Genomic DNA, 19,170 nt, shown 5'->3' on the forward strand with positions numbered 1-19,170 from the left:
TGATGCGCCGCCATTATCTAGTGTCCGTGTCTCACAGGTTGATTCCATGCACGGTTCTCCCGACCAGCTTGCCCCACGTGCGCGCCATCTGCTGCGCACGCTGATTGCGCGTTACATCCAGGACGGTGAGCCGGTCGGCTCGCAGACGCTGGCGCGCGTGGCCGGCCTGGAGGTCAGCCCGGCCACCATCCGCAACATCCTTGGCGACCTGGAAGACCTGGGGCTGCTGGCGTCGCCGCACACCTCGGCCGGACGCATCCCGACCGCACACGGCTACCGGGTGTTTGTCGACAGCCTGCTGCAGATGCAGCCGCCGGGCGAGGGCGAGCTGGCCCGGTTGCGCCAGGAACTGGCCGGCGGCGGCAGTACCCAGGCCCTGCTCGGCAGCGCCTCGGAGCTGCTGTCGGCGATGAGCCACTTCGTCGGCGTGGTCAGCGCGCCGCGGCGCGAGCAGTTCGCCTTCCGCCAGATCGATTTCGTGGCGCTGGACGGGCGCCGGGTGCTGGCGATCCTGGTGTTTGCCGACAACGAGGTGCAGAACCGGGTCATCGAGACCCGCCAGGAGTTCGCGCCGGGCCAGCTGGAGCAGGTCGCCAACTACCTCAATGCCCATTTCGCCGGCCTGCCGATGGCCGAGATCCGCACCCGCCTGCTGCTGGAGCTGCGCGACGCCCGTTCCGAGCTGGAGCAGCTGCTGGCGCACAGCATCGAGCTGGCCGAGCAGGCCCTGCAGCCGGCGGCCGACGACATGCTGGTGGCCGGCCAGACCCGTCTGATGGGGGTGCAGGACCTGTCCGACCTGGAGCGCCTGCGCGAGCTGTTCGAGCTGTTCTCCAGCAAGCGCGAGATCCTGCAGCTGCTGGAGCGGACCATCCAGGCTCCCGGCGTGCGCATCTTCATCGGCGAGGAGACCGGGATGATGCCGCTGCAGGGCGTCTCGCTGGTCACCGCCCCGTACACCGCCAATGGCCAGGTGCTGGGTGTGCTGGGCGTGATCGGCCCCAAGCGCATGGCCTACGACCGCATGATCCCGCTGGTCCAGGCCACCGCCGATGTGCTCGGCGCGGCCTTTTCACCGGCCGGGCGCACTCCCGGAACATCCGACGCTTGAAACGCAGCATCCCGCCCACACTAGGGTGGGTGGAGGCGGAGATTGACCGCCAGGGACCCAGACATGAACCACGAACATCCAGATATCGAATCCCAGCAGAGTGCCGCCGATGCGGCCGCCGCCGCCGGCGTCAACGACGAAGTGGAGCGCCTGCGCGCTGAAGTTGAACAGGTCAAGGCCGATGCGCTGCGTGAGCGCGCCGACCTGGAGAACCAGCGCAAGCGCGTTGCCCGCGACATCGAGCAGGCCCGCAAGTTCGCCAACGAGAAGCTGCTCGGCGAGCTGCTGCCGGTATTCGACAGCCTGGATGCCGGCCTGAAGGCCGCCGGCGACGACGCCCACCCGTTGCGCGAAGGCCTGGAGCTGACCTACAAGCAGCTGCTGAAGGTGGCCGGTGACAATGGCCTGGTCCTGCTGGACCCGACCGGCCAGCCGTTCAACCCGGAACACCACCAGGCCATCAGCCAGGTGCCGGCCCCGGGCGCCGCCCCGGGCAGCGTGGTGACCGTGTTCCAGAAGGGCTACCTGCTCAACGAGCGCCTGCTGCGGCCGGCGCTGGTGGTGGTGGCCGCCGATTGATCGGCCGGGCCGGGTGATGCCCGGCCCCGGTCGTGCCAGGCCATGCCTGGCAAGGTTTTCCAGGCGCTGAACACAGCGTTCGGGAGATGGCTTGAATGTTCCACGAGCCTCCCCCACATCGTATTCATCCACCGGCCGAGCGGCCGGACTGACCCCAACAAGCATCCTCAGGAGTCTCCCCCATGGGCAAGATCATTGGTATCGACCTCGGCACCACCAACTCGTGCGTGGCGATCATGGACGGCGGCAAGGCCCGCGTCATCGAGAATTCGGAAGGCGATCGCACCACCCCGTCGATCGTCGCCTACACCAAGGACGGCGAAGTCCTGGTCGGCGCCTCGGCCAAGCGCCAGGCTGTCACCAACCCGAAGAACACCTTCTACGCGGTGAAGCGCCTGATCGGCCGCAAGTTCACCGACGCCGAAGTGCAGAAGGACATCGCCCACGTCCCGTACGGCATCCTGGCCCATGACAACGGCGATGCCTGGGTGTCGACCAGCGACGGCAAGAAGATGGCCCCGCAGGAAATCTCGGCCAAGGTGCTGGAAAAGATGAAGAAGACCGCCGAGGACTTCCTCGGTGAGAAGGTCACCGAAGCGGTCATCACCGTGCCGGCCTACTTCAACGACAGCCAGCGCCAGGCGACCAAGGACGCCGGCCGCATTGCCGGTCTGGACGTCAAGCGCATCATCAACGAGCCGACCGCGGCTGCGCTGGCCTATGGCCTGGACAAGGGCGACAACAAGGATCGCAAGATCGTGGTGTACGACCTGGGCGGCGGCACCTTCGACGTCTCGGTGATCGAGATCGCCAACGTCGACGGCGAGAAGCAGTTCGAAGTGCTGGCCACCAACGGCGACACCTTCCTGGGCGGCGAAGACTTCGACAACCGCGTCATCGAGTACCTGGTTGAAGAGTTCAACAAGGACCAGGGCATCGACCTGCGCAAGGATCCGCTGGCCCTGCAGCGCCTGAAGGATGCTGCCGAGCGCGCCAAGATCGAGCTGTCCAGCGCCCAGCAGACCGAAGTGAACCTGCCGTACGTCACCGCTGACGCCTCGGGTCCGAAGCACCTGAACATCAAGCTGACCCGCGCCAAGCTGGAAGCGCTGGTGGAAGACCTGATCAAGAAGTCGATCGAGCCGTGCCGCGTCGCCCTGAACGATGCCGGCCTGCGTTCGAGCGACATCAGTGAAGTGATCCTGGTCGGCGGCCAGACCCGCATGCCGAAGGTGCAGCAGGCGGTGACCGAGTTCTTCGGCAAGGAACCGCGCAAGGACGTCAACCCGGACGAAGCCGTGGCACTGGGTGCTGCGATCCAGGGCGGCGTGCTGGGCGGCGACGTCAAGGACGTGCTGCTGCTGGACGTGACCCCGCTGTCGCTGGGCATCGAGACCATGGGTGGCGTGTTCACCAAGATCATCGAGAAGAACACCACCATCCCGACCAAGGCCTCGCAGGTGTTCTCCACCGCCGAGGACAACCAGTCGGCGGTGACCGTGCACGTGCTGCAGGGTGAGCGCGAACAGGCCCGCTTCAACAAGTCGCTGGCCAAGTTCGACTTGTCCGGCATCGAGCCCGCCCCGCGTGGCCTGCCGCAGGTGGAAGTGTCCTTCGACATCGACGCCAACGGCATCCTGCACGTGTCGGCCAAGGACAAGAAGACCAACAAGGAACAGAAGGTCGAGATCAAGGCCGGTTCGGGCCTGTCCGAGGAAGAGATCGCGCGCATGGTCGCCGACGCGGAAGCCAACCGCGAAGAAGACAAGAAGTTCCAGGAACTGGTGCAGGCCCGTAACCAGGCCGATGCCCTGATCCACGGCACCCGCAGCGCGATCACCGAGCACGGCAGCAAGGTCGGTGGCGATGTCATCGGCAAGGTCGAGGCGGCCCTGGCCGACCTGGAAACCGCGATGAAGGGTGACGACAAGGCACAGATCGAAGCCAAGTCGAAGGCGCTGGAAGAAGCTGGCCAGTCGCTGTTCGCCGCTGCTTCGGCCGACCAGGGCGGTGCCCCGGGTGCCGACGCCGGCAATGCCGGCAAGGCGCAGGACGACGTGGTCGACGCCGAGTTCACCGAAGTCAAGGACGACAAGAAGTCCTGATCCGGACCGACACGGGACGCTGGCCATCAGCGTCCCGTTGTCGCATCAGGGTCCTGACCGCCCACCGGCGTGTCGGGGCGCCCGACGCAAGAGCGGACCTGGTTCCGCTCTTCCGCTTTGACGAATCCCGACTTTCCGGAACCAGATTCACGATATGAGCAAGCGCGATTACTACGAAGTGCTGGGCGTTGCCCGCACCGCCAACGACGAAGAGCTGAAGAAGGCCTACCGTCGCTGCGCGATGAAGTTCCACCCGGACCGCAACCCGGGTGATGCGGCGGCCGAAGCCTCCTTCAAGGAGTGCAAGGAAGCCTACGAAGTGCTGTCCGACGGCAACAAGCGCCGCATGTATGACAGCCACGGCCACGCCGCGTTCGAGCACGGCATGGGCGGTGGCGGCGGTCCGGGCGGCCCGGACATGAACGATATCTTCGGCGATATCTTCGGCAACATCTTTGGTGGCGGCGGCGGTGGTCCGCGCCAGGCCCGTCGCGGTGCCGACATCGGCTACGTGATGGAGCTGGACCTGGAAGAAGCCGTGCGCGGCGTCGAGCGCCGGATCGAGATCCCGACCCTGGCCGAGTGCGGCGACTGCGATGGCAGTGGCTCCGAGGACGGCAAGGTCGAGACCTGCAACGTGTGCCATGGCCGCGGCCAGGTGCGCATCCAGCGCGGCATCTTCGCCATGCAGCAGGCCTGCCACAACTGCGGTGGCCGTGGCCAGATCATCGCCAAGCCCTGCAAGACCTGCCACGGCAACGGCCGTGTCGAGGAAGACAAGGTGCTGTCGGTGAAGGTGCCGGCCGGTGTCGATACCGGCGACCGCATCCGCCTGCAGGGCGAAGGCGAGGCCGGTCCGGCCGGTACGCCGCCGGGCGACCTGTATGTGGAAGTGCGCGTGCGCGAGCATGCGATCTTCCAGCGCGATGGCGATGACCTGCACTGCGAAGTGCCGATCCGCATCTCGCAGGCGGCACTGGGCGACACCGTGCGCGTGGCCACCCTGGGCGGCGAGGCGGAGATCCGCATCCCGGCCGAGACCCAGACCGGCAAGCTGTTCCGCCTGCGTGGCAAGGGCGTGCGCTCGGTGCGCAGCCGCAGCGAAGGTGACCTGTACTGCCGCGTGGTGGTGGAGACTCCGGTCAACCTCACCAACGACCAGCGCAAGCTGCTGGAACAGTTCGAAGCCACCTTCGTCGGCGAGGAAGCGCGCAAGCATTCGCCGAAGTCCGCCACCTTCATGGATGGCGTGAAGGGCTTCTGGGACCGGATGACGTCCTGAATCTTCAGGTGGGTGTGCAACGAAAACGCCGGGCTCTGCCCGGCGTTTTCGTTTCTGCGATGCCTGCCTCCTACAATGGAAGCATGAATCGCTTTATCTGGAAGAGACTGCTCTGGCGGAGGGCCATCGGCATGTCGATGCTGATCGCAGCGTTGACTGCATCCCACGTCTCGGCGGCGCCTGCCTGCGTGTTCGATGAGCCGTTCGTCGATCCACAACCCGCTCCGGCACCTTTGCCCGGCACGCGCTGGACCTATTCCGTCGGCGCTTCGCATCCGACACTCACGATGCAGCTGGAGGCTGCGGAACCGCAGCAGCTGACGCTCGCGATGGCCGGCGTGTCCGTGCGGCATGAGTGGCGGGAGAGCTACGCAGACGTGAATCCGCTACGCAAAGGGGAAAAGATCCTGCTGCACTTTCCGTTATCCGTCGGAGCCCAGTGGCAGGACAGATTCGAGGAGCCGGGCGAGATACGCGCGCCCTTTGGCCGGTATCGCTATGACTACCAAGAGCAGGCCAGCAGCCGTGTGGTGGCCATCGAAACGGTGCGCACCGCGCTGGGTGACGTAAACGCCTATCGGATCGAGCGCGATGCGCATTGGCGCAAGTCCAATCCGCATTCGGATGACATGAAGGACATGCGCCTGGCAGGCAATGGGGTGGCGGAGGGGCTGGAGCGCAGCATCAGCTGGTACGCGCCAAGCGTTGGGCGGGTCGTGCTGCGGCGGAGCATCACTGCTCATCCTGGCTATGCCGCCCATCTGTCTGCCGAGACCGAAAGCCCCAATCTGATTGTCACCGAACTGATTGGTTTCCAGCGGCCCGACGGCTGCCGGGTGGACGCGCCTCCCACGCAGGCGCGTGTGCCTCGTGATGTACTGCCTTTGCACTACGGCCCGATGTTCAATGACACTTGGGAGTTCCGGCTGGTGCGTGATCCGCATGTGCCCGCGGACCGTTAGCATCATCGGAAAAACGCCGCCGGTGTCTGCCCCAGCTGCCGCTTGAACATGCTGGTGAACGCGCTTGGGCTGTCGTAACCCATCGCCAGCGCGACATCGATGACCTTGTCGCCGACTGCCAGCCGTTCCATCGCGGCCAGCAGTCGCGCCTGTTGCCGCCACTGCCCGAAAGTCATGCCCAGCTCACTGGCGAAATGGCGCTGGATGGTTTTCACGTCCACCTGCAGCGCCTGTGCCCAGTCCTGCAGGGTGGCATCGTCGCCGGGGTGCTTCTGGATGTGCTGGCAGATCCGCTGCAGGCGCGGGTCGGTGGGCGAGGGCAGGTGCAGCGGCAGCACGTCCATGCGGTGCAGTTCGTCCAGCAGCAGGCGCACCAGGCGGCCGTCGCGGCTGTCGTCCACATGCGCGGTCTCGATCAGGCTGGCGGCCAGCAGCAGCTCGCGCAGCAGCGGGGCTACCTGTACCGCGAACGCCTCGTCCGGCAGCTGTGGCGCGAAGTCCGGTTCCACGTACAGGCTGCGCATGTGTACTTCGGCGATGCAGTCCACTGCGTGCGCCATGCCGGCCGGCACCCAGATCGCGCGGGTCGAGGGCACCACCCAGTGGCCGCCGTCTGCACGCACCACCATCAGTCCGGACATGGCGAACACCAGCTGGTGACGGCGGTGGCGGTGGGGCGCGATGTGGGTGCCGGGCTTGTAGTGGCGGGCGCGGCAGGTCACCGGGCGGTGCACCGGAACCTCGTTCCACGGTGCAGTCTCGCGGATCGGGCAGGGGGTGTCCTTTTTGCGATATGCCATGACCCGAACGCGGCAGAAGGGAGGGGGAGGTCACCGTAGCATGCGTGGCTCGCCCCCAACCTGACTGTGTCCATGTCGACCCTGGCTTCTCCCGCAACGACCTCACGCCCGGTGGCCCCCGGCGTGCTGGCCGCCATCTCCACCTCGCATGTCGTCAACGACATGATGCAGTCGCTGATCCTGGCCATCTACCCGGTGATCAAGGGCGGCTTCAACCTCAGCTTCACCCAGATCGGCCTGATCACGCTGACCTACCAGCTCACCGCCTCGATCTTCCAGCCGTTGATCGGCATGGCCACCGACCGTCGCCCGGCGCCGTACTCGCTGCCGATCGGCATGGCCTCGACCCTGTGCGGCATGCTGCTGCTCGGCTTCGCACCGAACTACGCGATGGTGCTGCTGGCCGCGGCAATGGTCGGCATCGGTTCGGCGATCTTTCATCCGGAGGCCTCGCGCATCGCGCGGCTGGCCTCGGGCGGTCGCCATGGCTTCGCGCAGTCGGTGTTCCAGGTGGGTGGCAATTTCGGAACCGCGCTGGGCCCGCTGATTGCCGCTGCGGTGATCGTGCCGTATGGCCAACACGCCGCATCGTGGTTTGCCGGCGCCGCCCTGATCGGTATCGCATTGCTGACCTATGTTGGTCGCTGGTACGCATTGCATCTGGGCGCGCCACGCCCGGCCAGCACCGCGTCGATGGCCCCCCGGCATCCGTCGCGCACCGTGGCCAAGGTGCTGGCGATCCTGCTGGTGCTGATCTTCAGCAAGTACTTCTACATGGCCAGCATCGGCAGTTACTTCACCTTTTACCTGATCCACCACTTCGGCATTCCGGTGGCGCAGGCGCAGCTGCATCTGTTCGCGTTCCTGGTGGCGTCCGCCGCCGGCGGCTTCCTCGGTGGCCCACTGGGAGACCGCATCGGCCGCAAGCCGATCATCTGGACCTCGATCCTTGGCGTGGCCCCGTTCGCCCTGATGTTGCCGCATGCGGATCTGTTCTGGACCACGGTGCTGGCGGTGCTGATCGGTTTCGTGCTGTCGTCGGCGTTCTCGGCGATCGTGGTGTACGCACAGGAAATGATGCCGCACCGCATCGGCATGGTGTCCGGTCTGTTCTTCGGCTTCGCCTTCGGCATGGGGGGACTCGGTGCTGCCGTGCTCGGCCTGCTGGCGGACAAGACCAGCATCGAGTACGTCTACCAGCTGACCGCGTTCCTGCCGTTGCTGGGTATCGTCGCGGCGTGGCTGCCACCGTCGCGGCCTGCTGTTCACTGAGGGGGTTTGGTTTGGTTTGCAGGGCTTGCAGCCCTGCACCCGCAGAGGCAACGTCAACGGCAGAAGCGGGCTATCCGTGGGTTGGCGGGGTGGGTCCGGTTGAGGGGGACGCTGCAAGTACGTCCATGTAAGCTCGGTCGCCGCTTGCTCGTGTGCGCTGTCCTGCGCACACGGCAAGACCGGGGTTGGGCGTCCTGCCCAACCCGCCCGAGGCATGCCTCAGGCCCATGCGGCTCACGCCCCCTCAACCGGACCCACCCCGCCTTCGACAGTTGGCCGCGATCTGTTGGAACAGCACTCTGCTCTGGTGGGTGTCGACCTTGGTCGACACGGTAGATCGACGCCATGCGTGGATGAATTCATTCGATATCTGACAGATGTGTCGACCAAGGTCGACACCTACCAACAGCCGTGCGGCACAACAGCCGCAGTTACCAACAGCCGCGTGAACCTGTCGAAGGTGGGGCGGTGTCGGAGTGCGGGGTGTCCGCGGCATGGATGCCGCGGCCAAGCCCCCATGGACGGGTTCACGGCGTCCCCGCACTCCGACACCGCCCCGCCATCCCACGGATAGCTCGCTTTGGCATTTGCCTTTGCCGTTGCTTGAAGCTTCGGCAGGTGCAGGGCTGCAAGCCCTGCCGAAAACCCCCTTGGGCGTAGAATGCGGCCATGAGCGAATCCCTTGATAACCACCTGGTCCACGGCCGCCGCCAGCGGCCCGACGGCCCGTCGCCGATCGATGTCATCTCGGTCCAGTCGCAACTTGTCTACGGCCACGCCGGCAACAGCGCCGCCGTACCGCCAATGCGCGCACTTGGTGTGCGCGTGGCGGAGATCCCGACCGTGTTGCTGAGCAATGCGCCGTTCTACGACACCACCCGCGGCCGTGTGCTGCCCGCCGACTGGTTCGCCGATCTGCTGCTGGGCACCCATGAGCGCGGCCTGCCGCAGCGGGCGAAGATGCTCGTCTCCGGCTACTTCGGCAGCACCGCCAACGGTGCCGCCTTCGCAGACTGGCTGGACGAGATCCTGCCGGCCTGCCCGCAGTTGCGTTACTGCCTGGACCCGGTGATTGGTGATACCCACACCGGTCCCTACGTGGAACCGGGACTGGAAGCGATCTTCGCCGAGCGCCTGTTGCCGCATGCCTGGCTGGTGACCCCGAACGCCTTTGAACTGAATCGCCTGACCGGCATGCCGGCGCTCGCCGAGGCCGATGCCATCGCCGCCGCACGCACGCTGCTGGACCGTGGTCCGCACTGGGTGATCGCGCACAGCGTGGGCGGCAACCCGGGTGAACTGGTGACCCTGGCTGTCGGTCGCGAGGAGACCTGGCGCTGGACCTCGCCCCTGCTGCCGGTGGATGTAGCAGGTACGGGTGATGTGCTGATGTCGCTGGTGGTGTCGTTCCTGTTGCGCGGCGAATCGATGCAGCAGGCGATCTCGCGTGCGATTGCCGGCACCCACGCGGCGCTGGAGGCGACCCTGGACAACGGCTTCGAGGAGTTCGATGTGATCGCCGCCGCGCCGGCGGCGCTGGCCGAAGGAACGCGCTTCCGCGCCGAACGCGTGGCATGAGCGGCCTGCTCGAACGTACGCCGCGCACGGTCGGCATCATCGGCAGCGCCGGCGCCTATGGGCGCTGGCTGAGCCGCTTCTTCCAGCAGCACATGCAGCTGCAGGTGATTGGCCACGATCCGGCCGATCCGGACTCGCACACGCCGGAACAGCTGCTGGCGCAGGCCGATGTGCTGGTGTTCTCGGCGCCGATCCGGCACACGCCGGCGTTGATCGCGCAGTACGTCCAGCAGTCGGCCGGCCGCGAGCAGGATCGGCTGTGGCTGGATGTGACCTCGGTAAAGGAGGCGCCGGTGCAGGCGATGTTGGCCTCGCAGGCCGAAGTGGTCGGCCTGCATCCGATGACCGCGCCGCCGAAGGCGCCGACCCTGAAGGGCCGGGTGATGGTGGTCTGCGAAGCGCGCCTGCAGCACTGGCAGCCGTGGGTTGACTCGCTGTGCGCGGCACTGCAGGCCGAATGCGTGCGCGCCACGCCGCAGCACCACGACCAGATGATGGCGCTGGTACAGGCGATGGTGCATGCCACCCACCTGGCCCAGGCAGGTGTGCTGCGCCAGTACCAGCAGCAGCTGGGTGATCTGGCTGCGATGATGCCGTACCGTTCGGCGTCGTTCGAGCTGGATACGGCGATCATCTCGCGCATCCTGTCGCTCAACCCCGCGATCTACGAGGACATCCAGTTCGGCAACCCGTACGTGGCGCCGATGCTGGAGCGGCTGGTGGGCCAGCTGCAGGCCCTGCAGGCGCAGGTCGGGCAGGGCGACGACAGTGCACGCGGTGCATTCCGTGAGCAGCTGTTGTTGGCCAATCGCGGTGCCTTCGGCGAGCAGGCACTGGCTCACGGCAACTACACGTTCGAACGCGTGGGTTACCTGTTGGCGGACCTGACCGAGCGCAACGCGCTGTCGGTGCATTTGCCGGAAGACCGGCCGGGCTCATTGCGTGAGCTGCTGAACGTGTTCGAGCAGCACCGCATCAGCCTGGCATCGATCCATTCCTCACGCACACCTGGGGGCGAGGTGCATTTCCGTATCGGATTCGTGGCCGGCAGCGACCAGGCGGTGATCGCGCTGGCGGCGGCCCAGGTGGACGCCAGCGGCATCGGGCGGGTGCTCGGCTGAGCACATTCATCCACAGGCGGTGTGGATGGTTTCTGAGTAAAGGTGTGGATAACCTCGCTCAGACCTTGGTAGCAAAGGTTGTCAAGATGCTTGGCGAAAAATTGACCATGCTTTTTCTGTAGCGTCGAGCCATGCTCGACTGCCTTTGGCGAAAAGCGTGTCGACCAAGGTCGACACCTACCAGAGGCAAAAGGCGTGTCGACCAAGGTCGACACCCACCACAGCGGAGCGGTACGAAATCCGGGAGCGCCGGGCCATGCCCGGCGAACCTCAGATCGTCAGCCTCAGCTCACCGCCATTGGTGGTGAACTCGCGGCCGTCGCGTACCAGCGGCCGTCCATCATCCAGTTCGTAGCGTGGCGTGGCTTCGGAATGGTGCCCGCTGCCATTCGCTTCGGGCTTGAACTCGATGATGATGTGGCTTTCGCCGTTGCTGTCGACGGCGGGGAACTGACGGAACGACATCGTGCACCTCCTTCAGCGGATGCTGCTGTTGCGCGGCCAGCTTGGCCGCGCCGATGTTAGCCGGACGTCATCAATCGATGAACTGCAGGCGTGCCAGTTCAGCGTACAGTCCGCCTTCGGCCAGCAGCTGCGCGTGCGTGCCCTCGGCGACAATGCGGCCCTGGTCCATCACCACGATGCGGTCGGCCTTGAGTACGGTGGCCAGGCGGTGGGCAATGACCAGTGTGGTACGGCCCGCCATCAGACGCTCCAGCGCCTGCTGCACGCTGTGCTCGCTCTGCGCGTCCAATGCGCTGGTGGCTTCATCCAGCAGCAGGATCGGCGCATCCTTCAGCAGCGCACGGGCAATCGCCACGCGCTGCTGCTGGCCACCGGACAGGCGGGCACCGCGCTCACCCAGCTCACTGTCATAGCCCTGCGGCAACGCGCGCAGGAAACCATCGGCCTCGGCGGCACGTGCGGCATCCTCGACTTCGGCGTCGCTGGCCTGCAGGCGGCCATAGCGGATGTTGTCGCGGGCACTGGCAGCGAACAGCGTCGGCTGTTGCGGCACCAGCGCCAGCTGCGCACGCAGCTCGGCCGGGTCGACCTGGCGCACGTCGATGCCGTCCACGTCGATGCGGCCGCTGGCCGGATCATGGAAGCGCAGCAGCATCGAAAGCACCGTGCTCTTGCCCGCCCCCGAAGGGCCGACCAGCGCCACGGTCTCGCCGGGGCGCACGTGCAGGTTGAAGTGGTCCAGTGCGGCCTGGTCCGGTCGCTGCGGGTAGTGGAACACCACGTCGTCGAACTGGATCTCGCCACGCAGCGGTTGCGGCAGCGCGTGCGGCTGTGCCGGCGCGCGGATCTCGATGTCTTCCTGCAGCAGTTCGCCGATGCGGCCCATGCCGCCGGCCGCGCGCTGCAGCTCGTTCCATACTTCGGCCAGCGCGCCCACCGAGCCGCCGCCGATCAATGCATACAGCACGAACTGGCCCAGCGTACCGGCGCTGAGGCGGCCGTCGATGACGTCGTGCGCGCCCAGCCACAACACACCGACGATGGCGCCGAACACCAGCAGGATGGCGCTGGCGGTGACCAGCGACTGTGCGCCGATGCGGCGGCGTGCTGCACCGATGGCATCACCGAGTGCCTTGTCGAAGCGCCCGCGCTCGTACGGCTCGCGTGCATGTGCCTGCACCGTACGCACCGCGCCCAGCGTCTCGCTGGCCAGGCTGTTGGCATCGGCGATGCGGTCCTGGCTGTTGCGTGCGACCGTGCGCAGCTTGCGCGCGCCGATGATGATGGGCAGCACCGCCAGCGGAATGCCGAGCAGCGACCATGCGGCCAGCCGCGGGCTGGTGACGAACAGCATTGCCAGGCTGCCGATGACGGTGACCGTGCTGCGCAATGCTACGGACATGGTCGAGCCGACCACGCTGCGCAGCAGTTCGGTGTCCGCGGTCAGGCGCGAGACCAGTTCTCCGCTGCGGCTGCGGTCGTGGAAGCCGGCACCCAGCTGGATCAGGTGGGCATACAGCTGGCTGCGCAGGTCGGCCACGACTTTTTCGCCGAGCAGCGACACGAAGTAGAAGCGCGCGGCCGTGCCCAACGCCATCACCACCGCCACCAGCATCAGCAGGGCGAAGGCGCGGTTGATCTGGCCGCCGCTGCTGAAACCGTGATCGATCATCTGCTTCACCGCCGGAGGCAGGCTCAGCGTGGCGGCCGAAGACACCGCCAGGGCCAGCAGCCAGGCGGTGAACAGCCCGCTATGGCGGCGTACGAATGGCCATAGCGTGCGCAGGCTGCCGAGGCGCCGCAGCGGCGGGGTCGAAGCGGGGGCGTCGTCCTTGTCAGTCATCCTGGTCGTCGTCTTCTATGCGGATACGGTCACGGGTGGCGTCGCGCAGGCGGATTTTCAATGCGTCGACCTGATCGGCAGGCAATTCGATCCGCAGGCACACACCATTGGCATCGAACTGTTCATCGCGCTTTTCGGCACCGAAGACGGGCAGGGTGGCGTGCAGGGTACCCAGGTCGTCGAAGCCGGCCAGCAGCTGCAGCCTGGCCATCGCCACCAGAGGCAGGCGCGGGGCGGTGCGCAGGCACTCGGCGGCGGCGCCACCGTAGGCGCGCACAAGGCCACCGGCACCGAGCTTGATACCGCCGAACCAGCGCGTCACCACCACCATCACCTGGTCGAAACCCTGGCCGTCGATCGCCGCCAGGATCGGACGTCCAGCCGTGCCGGCCGGCTCGCCATCGTCGCTGGAGCGATAGTCCTGCCCGTGCCGGTAGGCCCAGCAGTTGTGGGTGGCATCGGCCACCGCAACCTGCTGCATGAATGCCATCGCCGCTGCGGCGCCATCGATCGGCGCGGCATGGGCGATGAAACGGCTGTGTTTGACTTCCAGCGTGTGGCTGACCGGCTGGGCGAGAGTATCGAGCATTCCCGTCATTCTACGGGGTTGCCGGGTGTTCCCGTCCGCTTCAGTCGTCCAGCAGCGGGTGCAGGTCGCGCGGCAGGCGTGCTTCCGGGTACTGCTGCATGTAGCGTTCCAGGCTGGCACGGGCCAGATCGCGCTGGCCGTCGTCGCGTCGTGTGCGGATCTTCTGCAGCCACTGCCGGCGCGGCAGTCGTGCGTCAGCGTCCACCTCGGCCTGCACGGCATCCGCGCTCAGGCCCGCATCGCTGCCGCGGCGCATGATGCCCGGTGCGGAACGGCTGGGAGCCTCACGCTTCATCGAGGTGATTTCTACCCGGTCCAGCGCCTGCGCCCGCTCGACTTCGGCGGCATTGGCTGCCGGTGCTGTGGCCGTGCGTGCTTTCAGCGCCCCGGACGCTACCGGCGCGAATGCCGGTGCCGGTGCCGGTGCCGAGTAGGCGGCGGGTGCCGGTGGCGCAGGCGGCGCTGCTGCCGGCGCTGCGGCCGGAGCGGGCGGAAGGGCCGCAAAGGAGGTATCGGCGGCCGCATCTGCAGCCATCGATCGTGCAGCCTGGGCCGGCGCTTCAGCGGTCTCGGCCGACGCAGGCTTGCGCGCGCGCGCGATGGCCGGTGCCGGGGCAGTGGCAACAGGGGTTGCCTCGGGTGCTGCGGGCGCAGCGGCCGGTTCCGCCGCCGCCACCGCGCTGTCGGCTGCACTGCTGTCAGCGGCCTGATCGGCAGCCGCAACGTCTTCTGCCGCAGCCGGTGCCGCAGCAACAGCGGCCTCACCGGCCGGAACCGGCGGCGGCTCCGGGCGCAGCTGCCAGGCGATGCCGATGGCGAACACCATCGAGGCGGCGATGCCGAACACCGCCGGCCAACGCGGGCGTGTGCGCTGCGTGCGCGGCGCCTCGGGAGAGGCGACCGCATCGGCAGCCGGAGCGTCCACGGCAGCGCGGGCCGCAGCCAGGATGGCGGCGTCCAGTGCGGTGGGCGGTGCCTGCTCGGCGCGACGGCCGAGCAGCCGGGCCAGCTCGCGTTCTTCCGGCGTCAGCGGTTCGTCTCGGTTCATGCGTTCAATCCCGCACGCAGCTTGTCCATCGCATAGCGCAGCCGCGATTTCACGGTTTCCCGGCCTACGCCGGTGATCTGGCCGATCTCCTCCAGGCTCAGTTCCTGATCCAGCCGCAGTTGCAGCACTTCGCGCTGTTCCGGCGGCAGTTGTTCCATCGCCAGCTGGATGCGGCGACGTTGTTCGAATTCGGAAAGCTCACCTTCCGGGGTCTGCCCATCCTCGATCGCGGCCAGGCGCAGATCGGCATCGGCCGGGGCAGCCGGGCGGTGGCGGGCGGCGCGCCAATGGTCGTTCAGGCGGTTGTGGGCGATGCGGAACAGCCAGGTGCTGAATGCCGCGTCCGGTTGCCACCCGGCACGGGCGCTGATCACCCGTTGCCAGACGTCCTGGAAGATCTCCTCGGCCAGCGCGTTGTCGCGCAGTTGCCGCAGCAGGAAGCCGAACAGGCGCTTGCGATGGCGCGCATACAGGCTTTCGAACGCGCGCAGGTCGCCACCGGCCCAGGCCAGCATCAAGGCTTCATCGGTTGGCAGTGCGCTGGCTTCCACGGCGTACAGGGTAAGGCCTGCAGGCGATGGCGCATAGCCGGTGGCGGTGGCGGGCAGGGCGAGGGTCATGGCTCGGAAGGGGCTACGGACAGCAGGAAAAACGTACGGGCGCACGATTCGGGGTTTACGGGCTTCCATTGCCCCCCGGGTGGCGCGCTATGCTCGGCGGCTCAGGGGAGGCGACGCACAGACGGCGCCAAGAGATTGTCATTTGTCCACGCATGCTGAACCGGCGGAAGAGCCACCACACGAGGCCGTGCTGAGCACGGCGCTGGTGCGCGCGTTGCATGCGCTTTTGCCGGAAACGGCCGTGGTCCGCGTCGGCTGGGATGACCCGCAGCTTGGCCGTGGCCAGGGGGCCTGGCCGACGGCGGCTGCAGGAGGTGATGCGGCAGCGCCAGGCGTGGGCGATGGCCAGCACGGCTGGGAACATGATGGTGCGCGCCTGCTGTTGTCGGTGGAAGGCGCGGTGCCTTCGCCGGCATGGTGGGGGGTTGCCCGGCAGGCGATGGAGCTGGCGCTGCAGCGCGGCCGCCAGGCCGGCCAGATCAAGGCGCTGGAAGAGGCCGAACGGCTGCAGCAGGCCTTGTTCCAGATTGCAGATCTGGCTGGTGCCGACCTGGAAATGCCCGAGATGCTGCGCCACGTGCATGGTGTGCTGGGCACGCTGATGTATGCCGAGAACTGCTACATCGTGGAATACGACGATGTGCGCGACCAGATCCGTTTCCTGTACTTCGCCGATCAGGTCGATGACTTCGTCGCCGATCCCACGCAGAGCCATGATGCCAGCGAGATGCCGCGCAGCCTGACCGTGGCGTTGCTGCGCCATGGCAAGCCGCTCAGTGGCCCCTCGCGCAAACTGCTGGCGCAGGTGATGGAACAGGAGCACGACCCGCAGCGTGGGCCCGAAAGCCTGGACTGGCTGGGCGTGCCGATGCTGCGCGATGGCCGCGTATGCGGTGCCATCGTGGTTCAGAGCTATGAACAGGCGGCCCGCTATGGCGAGGCCGAGCGCGCATTGCTGGGCTTCGTTGCGCAGCACGTGCAGACCGCGATGGACCGGCGCCAGGCGCAGGTGCGGCTGGAGCAGCAGGTGGAGCGGCGCACCCAGGAACTGCAGCGCGCCAACCACAGCCTGCAGGACGAGGTGGCCGAGCGTCGCCGCGCCGAACAGCTGCAGACCGCCCTGTACAACATCGCCGAGATGGCGATGTCGGCCGACAGCCTGGCGCAGTTCTACGGACAGGTGCATGGGGTGGTCGGGCGCCTGCTCGACGCACGCAATTTCTACATCGCCCTGGTCAACCCGGCCGGCAACGGCCTGGACTTCGTGTACTCGGTGGACGAGCACAATGCCAGCCGCGCGCCACGGCCCTTCAGCCGGGGCCTGACCGAGTATGTGGTGCGCAACCGGCGGCCACTGCTGGCGTCACGCGCGCAGATCGATGCGCTGCTGGCCAGTGGTGAAGTGCGTGAATCCGGTGCGCGTTCGCACTGCTGGCTGGGCGTGCCGCTGCTGCGCGACGACGAAGTGGTCGGCGCGATCGTGGTGCAGAGCTACAGTGAGAACAGCATTTTCAGCGTGCATGACCAGCGCCTGCTGACCTTCGTCGCACAGAACATCGGAACCGGCCTGGCCCGTCAGCGCGACCAGCAACGGCTGCGCTCGGCGCATGCCGAGCTGGAGAAGCGCGTGGAGGAGCGCACGCGCGAACTGGCCGAGGTCAACGAAAAGCTGCTCGGCCAGATCGGCGAGCGCCTGCGTGCCGAACAGCGGCTGACCCACCAGGCCATGCACGATGCGCTGACCGGCCTGCCCAACCGCCTGCACCTGCTGGACCGCCTGCAGGATGCGCTGGCACTGGCCAAGCGTGAGGGTGGCCCGGTGTTCGCTGTGCTGTTCCTCGATCTGGACCGCTTCAAGCTGGTCAACGACAGCATCGGCCATGCCGCCGGCGACCGCATGCTGGTGGAAGTGGCCAAGCGCATCGTTTCGATGGCCGGTACCGAGGACGTGGTGGCCCGGCTGGGCGGCGATGAATTCGCGGTGCTGCTGCAATGCCCGCAGGGCCTGGCCCAGGCCTTGGACTTTGGCCAGCGCCTGCTGCTGGCGCTGCAGGAATCGATGTGGATCGCCGGGCGTGAACTGTTCCCGTCCGGCAGCCTGGGCATCGCGCTGTGGAACCCGCGCTACCGCACCGGCGAAGAGCTGCTGCGCGATGCCGATGCGGCAATGTACCGGGCCAAGGCGCAGGGCCATGACCGCTGTGCGATCTTCGACGAAGACATGCGCGAGCAGGCCATGCGCAGCCTCGATCTGGAGGCCGACCTGCGCCGTGCGATCAACAACCGCGATTTCGTGCCGTTCTACCAGCCGATCGTGCGCCTGTCCGATGGCGAGGTGGTCGGCCACGAGGCGCTGCTGCGCTGGCAGCATGAGCGCCGTGGCCTGCTGCTGCCGGGCGCGTTCCTGGAGCTGGGCGAGGAAAGCGGCCTGATCGAGCAGGTCGACTGGCTGATCTACGAACAGGTGATTGCCGGCCTTGCCGAAGGCGGGCAGAGCTACGTTTCGGTGAACGTGTCACCGCGCCATTTCCGTTCCGCCGGGTTCAGCGGCCGCCTGTTCGGCCTGCTGGACGCATGTGGTGCCGATCCGCGGCGGCTGCGCCTGGAGATCACCGAGGTGGCGCTGCTGGACGATGGCCCGCACACGCTGCGCATCCTGCAGGGCCTGCGCGAGCGCGGCATCCAGGTGCAGCTGGACGATTTCGGTACCGGCTTCTCCGCGCTGTCCTACCTGCACCGTTTCCCGATCAGTACGCTGAAGATCGACCAGAGCTTCATCGCCGGCCTGCATGGGCCGGAAGTGCAGAGCACGCGGGCGCTGGTCGAAGGCGTGCTGTCGCTGGCGCGCACGCTGGGCATCGAGACCATCGGTGAAGGCATCGAGACCGAGGCGCAGCGGCAGACCCTGCGCGAACTGGGCTGCGATTACGGCCAGGGCTATCTGCTGGGGCGGCCCGCCCCGTGGTCGCACGCGGCGGCCTGAGCCACCGCGTGCAGCTGCATCAACGCAGGGCGGCGCGACGCTTTTCGTCGATCCACTTCGAGGCCTGCGCCGGCTGGTAGTTCTTCATCCACTCCAGCATCTCTTCGATGTCCGAGCCGTACCACAGATCCTGGCGCTGGTCCGGGTGCAGGAAGCGCTCTTCCACCATGCGGTCGATCATGCCGATCAACGGGGCATAGAAACCTTCCACGTCGAGGAACGCGCACGGCTTGTTGCCGATGCCCAGCTGGCGCCAGGTCAGCATCTCGAAGATCTCTTCCATGGTGCCGAAGCCGCCGGGCAGGGTGACGAAGCCATCGGCGAGGTCGAACATGCGCGACTTGCGCTCATGCATCGAACCGACAATTTCCAGTTCGGTCAGGCCGCGGTGGGCCACTTCCCAGTCGGCCAGCTGGCGCGGGATCACGCCGGTCACCTCGCCGCCGGCGGCGAGTACGGCATTGGCCACGGTTCCCATCAGGCCGACATTGCCGCCGCCATAGACCAGGCGCAGGCCGTCGCGGGCGATGCGGTCACCCAGTGCAATGGCGCGTTCGGTATAGGCCGGCTTGCTGCCAGCGTTGGAACCACAGTACACACAGATCGATTTCATGGATCTTCCTGTCTCTTGGCCGGAAACGAAAACGCCCCGTCGCCGACCGCAGGGCGGTCAGGGACGGGGTGCCAGTGGATTATGAGGCCTTGAGAGGCCTTCTGTAGAGCCGAGCCGCGCTCGGCTGATCTTCGTTCAGTAGAGTCGAGCTTGCTCGACTGTCGCGGTGCCTGAACGAAATGCAGTCGAGCAAGCTCGA

The 19,170-nt window shown here is 67.0% G+C and carries 16 protein-coding genes; 9 read left to right on the top strand and 7 right to left on the bottom strand.

Features of this window, described 5'->3' with window-relative positions; translation table 11 throughout:
• Window positions 1-46 precede the first annotated feature (46 nt).
• The 5 genes from hrcA to AC13GF_RS13860 all read left to right on the top strand — a co-directional run bounded on the left by hrcA (window position 47) and on the right by AC13GF_RS13860 (window position 6,039).
• A complete protein-coding gene (hrcA, locus tag AC13GF_RS13840; protein ID WP_008266321.1) occupies window positions 47-1,111 on the top strand; it encodes a heat-inducible transcriptional repressor HrcA in 1,065 nt (354 codons plus the stop codon).
• Window positions 1,112-1,174: 63 nt separating this feature from the next.
• Window positions 1,175-1,690, top strand: a complete 516-nt coding sequence (grpE, locus tag AC13GF_RS13845; RefSeq protein WP_126930179.1) for a nucleotide exchange factor GrpE — start codon at window positions 1,175-1,177, stop codon at window positions 1,688-1,690.
• Between the two features lie 182 nt (window positions 1,691-1,872).
• A complete protein-coding gene (dnaK, locus tag AC13GF_RS13850) occupies window positions 1,873-3,795 on the top strand; it encodes a molecular chaperone DnaK (RefSeq protein ID WP_057500812.1) in 1,923 nt (640 codons plus the stop codon).
• A gap of 154 nt (window positions 3,796-3,949) precedes the next feature.
• Window positions 3,950-5,077 carry a molecular chaperone DnaJ gene (gene dnaJ / locus AC13GF_RS13855; RefSeq protein ID WP_483004983.1) on the top strand — a complete coding sequence of 376 codons (1,128 nt, stop codon included), beginning with the start codon at window positions 3,950-3,952 and terminating at the stop codon, window positions 5,075-5,077.
• A gap of 131 nt (window positions 5,078-5,208) precedes the next feature.
• On the top strand, window positions 5,209-6,039 hold the full coding sequence (locus tag AC13GF_RS13860; protein ID WP_483004984.1) for a hypothetical protein: 831 nt from the start codon (window positions 5,209-5,211) through the stop codon (window positions 6,037-6,039).
• Window positions 6,040-6,041: 2 nt separating this feature from the next.
• Here AC13GF_RS13860 and AC13GF_RS13865 read toward each other — a convergent pair whose 3' ends face one another.
• Window positions 6,042-6,839 carry an AraC family transcriptional regulator gene (locus tag AC13GF_RS13865; RefSeq protein WP_483004985.1) on the bottom strand — a complete coding sequence of 266 codons (798 nt, stop codon included), beginning with the start codon at window positions 6,837-6,839 and terminating at the stop codon, window positions 6,042-6,044.
• A 72-nt stretch (window positions 6,840-6,911) separates the two neighbouring features.
• On the opposite strand from AC13GF_RS13865, the gene AC13GF_RS13870 reads away from it, so the two are divergent.
• The 3 genes from AC13GF_RS13870 to AC13GF_RS13880 all read left to right on the top strand — a co-directional run bounded on the left by AC13GF_RS13870 (window position 6,912) and on the right by AC13GF_RS13880 (window position 10,810).
• A complete protein-coding gene (locus AC13GF_RS13870) occupies window positions 6,912-8,111 on the top strand; it encodes an MFS transporter (protein ID WP_483004986.1) in 1,200 nt (399 codons plus the stop codon).
• 669 nt (window positions 8,112-8,780) lie between these two features.
• The gene (gene pdxY, locus AC13GF_RS13875) at window positions 8,781-9,689 is read left to right on the top strand and encodes a pyridoxal kinase (protein ID WP_180847154.1); all 909 of its coding nucleotides are present in this window, start codon (window positions 8,781-8,783) and stop codon (window positions 9,687-9,689) included.
• Window positions 9,686-10,810: a prephenate dehydrogenase gene (locus AC13GF_RS13880; RefSeq protein ID WP_483004987.1), complete on the top strand. Its 1,125-nt coding sequence runs from the start codon at window positions 9,686-9,688 to the stop codon at window positions 10,808-10,810. Before pdxY ends, AC13GF_RS13880 begins: the two co-directional genes overlap by 4 nt.
• Window positions 10,811-11,080: 270 nt before the next feature.
• On the opposite strand, the gene AC13GF_RS13885 is transcribed toward AC13GF_RS13880, so the two are convergent.
• From AC13GF_RS13885 to AC13GF_RS13905, 5 genes are all read right to left on the bottom strand, one after another.
• Window positions 11,081-11,275, bottom strand: a complete 195-nt coding sequence (locus tag AC13GF_RS13885; protein WP_010484482.1) for a hypothetical protein — start codon at window positions 11,273-11,275, stop codon at window positions 11,081-11,083.
• 70 nt (window positions 11,276-11,345) lie between these two features.
• Window positions 11,346-13,118, bottom strand: coding sequence for an ABC transporter transmembrane domain-containing protein (locus tag AC13GF_RS13890; RefSeq protein WP_483004988.1), 1,773 nt, complete (start codon window positions 13,116-13,118; stop codon window positions 11,346-11,348).
• The gene (locus tag AC13GF_RS13895; protein WP_483004989.1) at window positions 13,111-13,707 is read right to left on the bottom strand and encodes an IMPACT family protein; all 597 of its coding nucleotides are present in this window, start codon (window positions 13,705-13,707) and stop codon (window positions 13,111-13,113) included. The genes AC13GF_RS13890 and AC13GF_RS13895 overlap by 8 nt, the downstream gene beginning before the upstream one ends.
• 40 nt (window positions 13,708-13,747) lie before the next feature.
• Complete coding sequence (locus AC13GF_RS13900; RefSeq protein ID WP_483004990.1) at window positions 13,748-14,755, bottom strand: hypothetical protein; 1,008 nt, start codon at window positions 14,753-14,755, stop codon at window positions 13,748-13,750.
• Window positions 14,752-15,270 (bottom strand): RNA polymerase sigma factor, encoded by a 519-nt coding sequence (locus AC13GF_RS13905; RefSeq protein ID WP_229301232.1) that lies wholly within the window; start codon window positions 15,268-15,270, stop codon window positions 14,752-14,754. The genes AC13GF_RS13900 and AC13GF_RS13905 overlap by 4 nt, the downstream gene beginning before the upstream one ends.
• A gap of 247 nt (window positions 15,271-15,517) precedes the next feature.
• On the opposite strand from AC13GF_RS13905, the gene AC13GF_RS13910 reads away from it, so the two are divergent.
• The gene (locus tag AC13GF_RS13910; RefSeq protein ID WP_483004991.1) at window positions 15,518-18,358 is read left to right on the top strand and encodes a bifunctional diguanylate cyclase/phosphodiesterase; all 2,841 of its coding nucleotides are present in this window, start codon (window positions 15,518-15,520) and stop codon (window positions 18,356-18,358) included.
• 19 nt (window positions 18,359-18,377) lie between these two features.
• Here AC13GF_RS13910 and AC13GF_RS13915 read toward each other — a convergent pair whose 3' ends face one another.
• The gene (locus AC13GF_RS13915) at window positions 18,378-18,971 is read right to left on the bottom strand and encodes an LOG family protein (protein ID WP_049428514.1); all 594 of its coding nucleotides are present in this window, start codon (window positions 18,969-18,971) and stop codon (window positions 18,378-18,380) included.
• Between the last annotated feature and the right edge of the window lie 199 nt (window positions 18,972-19,170).

The organism is Stenotrophomonas sp. 22LJNL06-5-1 (genome assembly GCF_056861455.1).

Excerpts from the sequence above, each read along its gene's own strand:
- dnaJ (WP_483004983.1), top strand. The coding sequence starts at position 3,950 with ATGAGCAAGCGCGATTACTACGAAGTGCTGGGCGTTGCCCGCACCGCC.
- AC13GF_RS13865 (WP_483004985.1), bottom strand. The coding sequence starts at position 6,839 with ATGGCATATCGCAAAAAGGACACCCCCTGCCCGATCCGCGAGACTGCA.
- dnaK (WP_057500812.1), top strand. The coding sequence starts at position 1,873 with ATGGGCAAGATCATTGGTATCGACCTCGGCACCACCAACTCGTGCGTG.
- grpE (WP_126930179.1), top strand. The coding sequence starts at position 1,175 with ATGAACCACGAACATCCAGATATCGAATCCCAGCAGAGTGCCGCCGAT.
- AC13GF_RS13860 (WP_483004984.1), top strand. The coding sequence starts at position 5,209 with ATGTCGATGCTGATCGCAGCGTTGACTGCATCCCACGTCTCGGCGGCG.
- AC13GF_RS13880 (WP_483004987.1), top strand. The coding sequence starts at position 9,686 with ATGAGCGGCCTGCTCGAACGTACGCCGCGCACGGTCGGCATCATCGGC.
- pdxY (WP_180847154.1), top strand. The coding sequence starts at position 8,781 with ATGAGCGAATCCCTTGATAACCACCTGGTCCACGGCCGCCGCCAGCGG.
- AC13GF_RS13900 (WP_483004990.1), bottom strand. The coding sequence starts at position 14,755 with ATGAACCGAGACGAACCGCTGACGCCGGAAGAACGCGAGCTGGCCCGG.
- hrcA (WP_008266321.1), top strand. The coding sequence starts at position 47 with ATGCACGGTTCTCCCGACCAGCTTGCCCCACGTGCGCGCCATCTGCTG.
- AC13GF_RS13915 (WP_049428514.1), bottom strand. The coding sequence starts at position 18,971 with ATGAAATCGATCTGTGTGTACTGTGGTTCCAACGCTGGCAGCAAGCCG.
- AC13GF_RS13885 (WP_010484482.1), bottom strand. The coding sequence starts at position 11,275 with ATGTCGTTCCGTCAGTTCCCCGCCGTCGACAGCAACGGCGAAAGCCAC.
- AC13GF_RS13905 (WP_229301232.1), bottom strand. The coding sequence starts at position 15,270 with ATGCTGGCCTGGGCCGGTGGCGACCTGCGCGCGTTCGAAAGCCTGTAT.
- AC13GF_RS13895 (WP_483004989.1), bottom strand. The coding sequence starts at position 13,707 with ATGCTCGATACTCTCGCCCAGCCGGTCAGCCACACGCTGGAAGTCAAA.
- AC13GF_RS13870 (WP_483004986.1), top strand. The coding sequence starts at position 6,912 with ATGTCGACCCTGGCTTCTCCCGCAACGACCTCACGCCCGGTGGCCCCC.
- AC13GF_RS13890 (WP_483004988.1), bottom strand. The coding sequence starts at position 13,118 with ATGACTGACAAGGACGACGCCCCCGCTTCGACCCCGCCGCTGCGGCGC.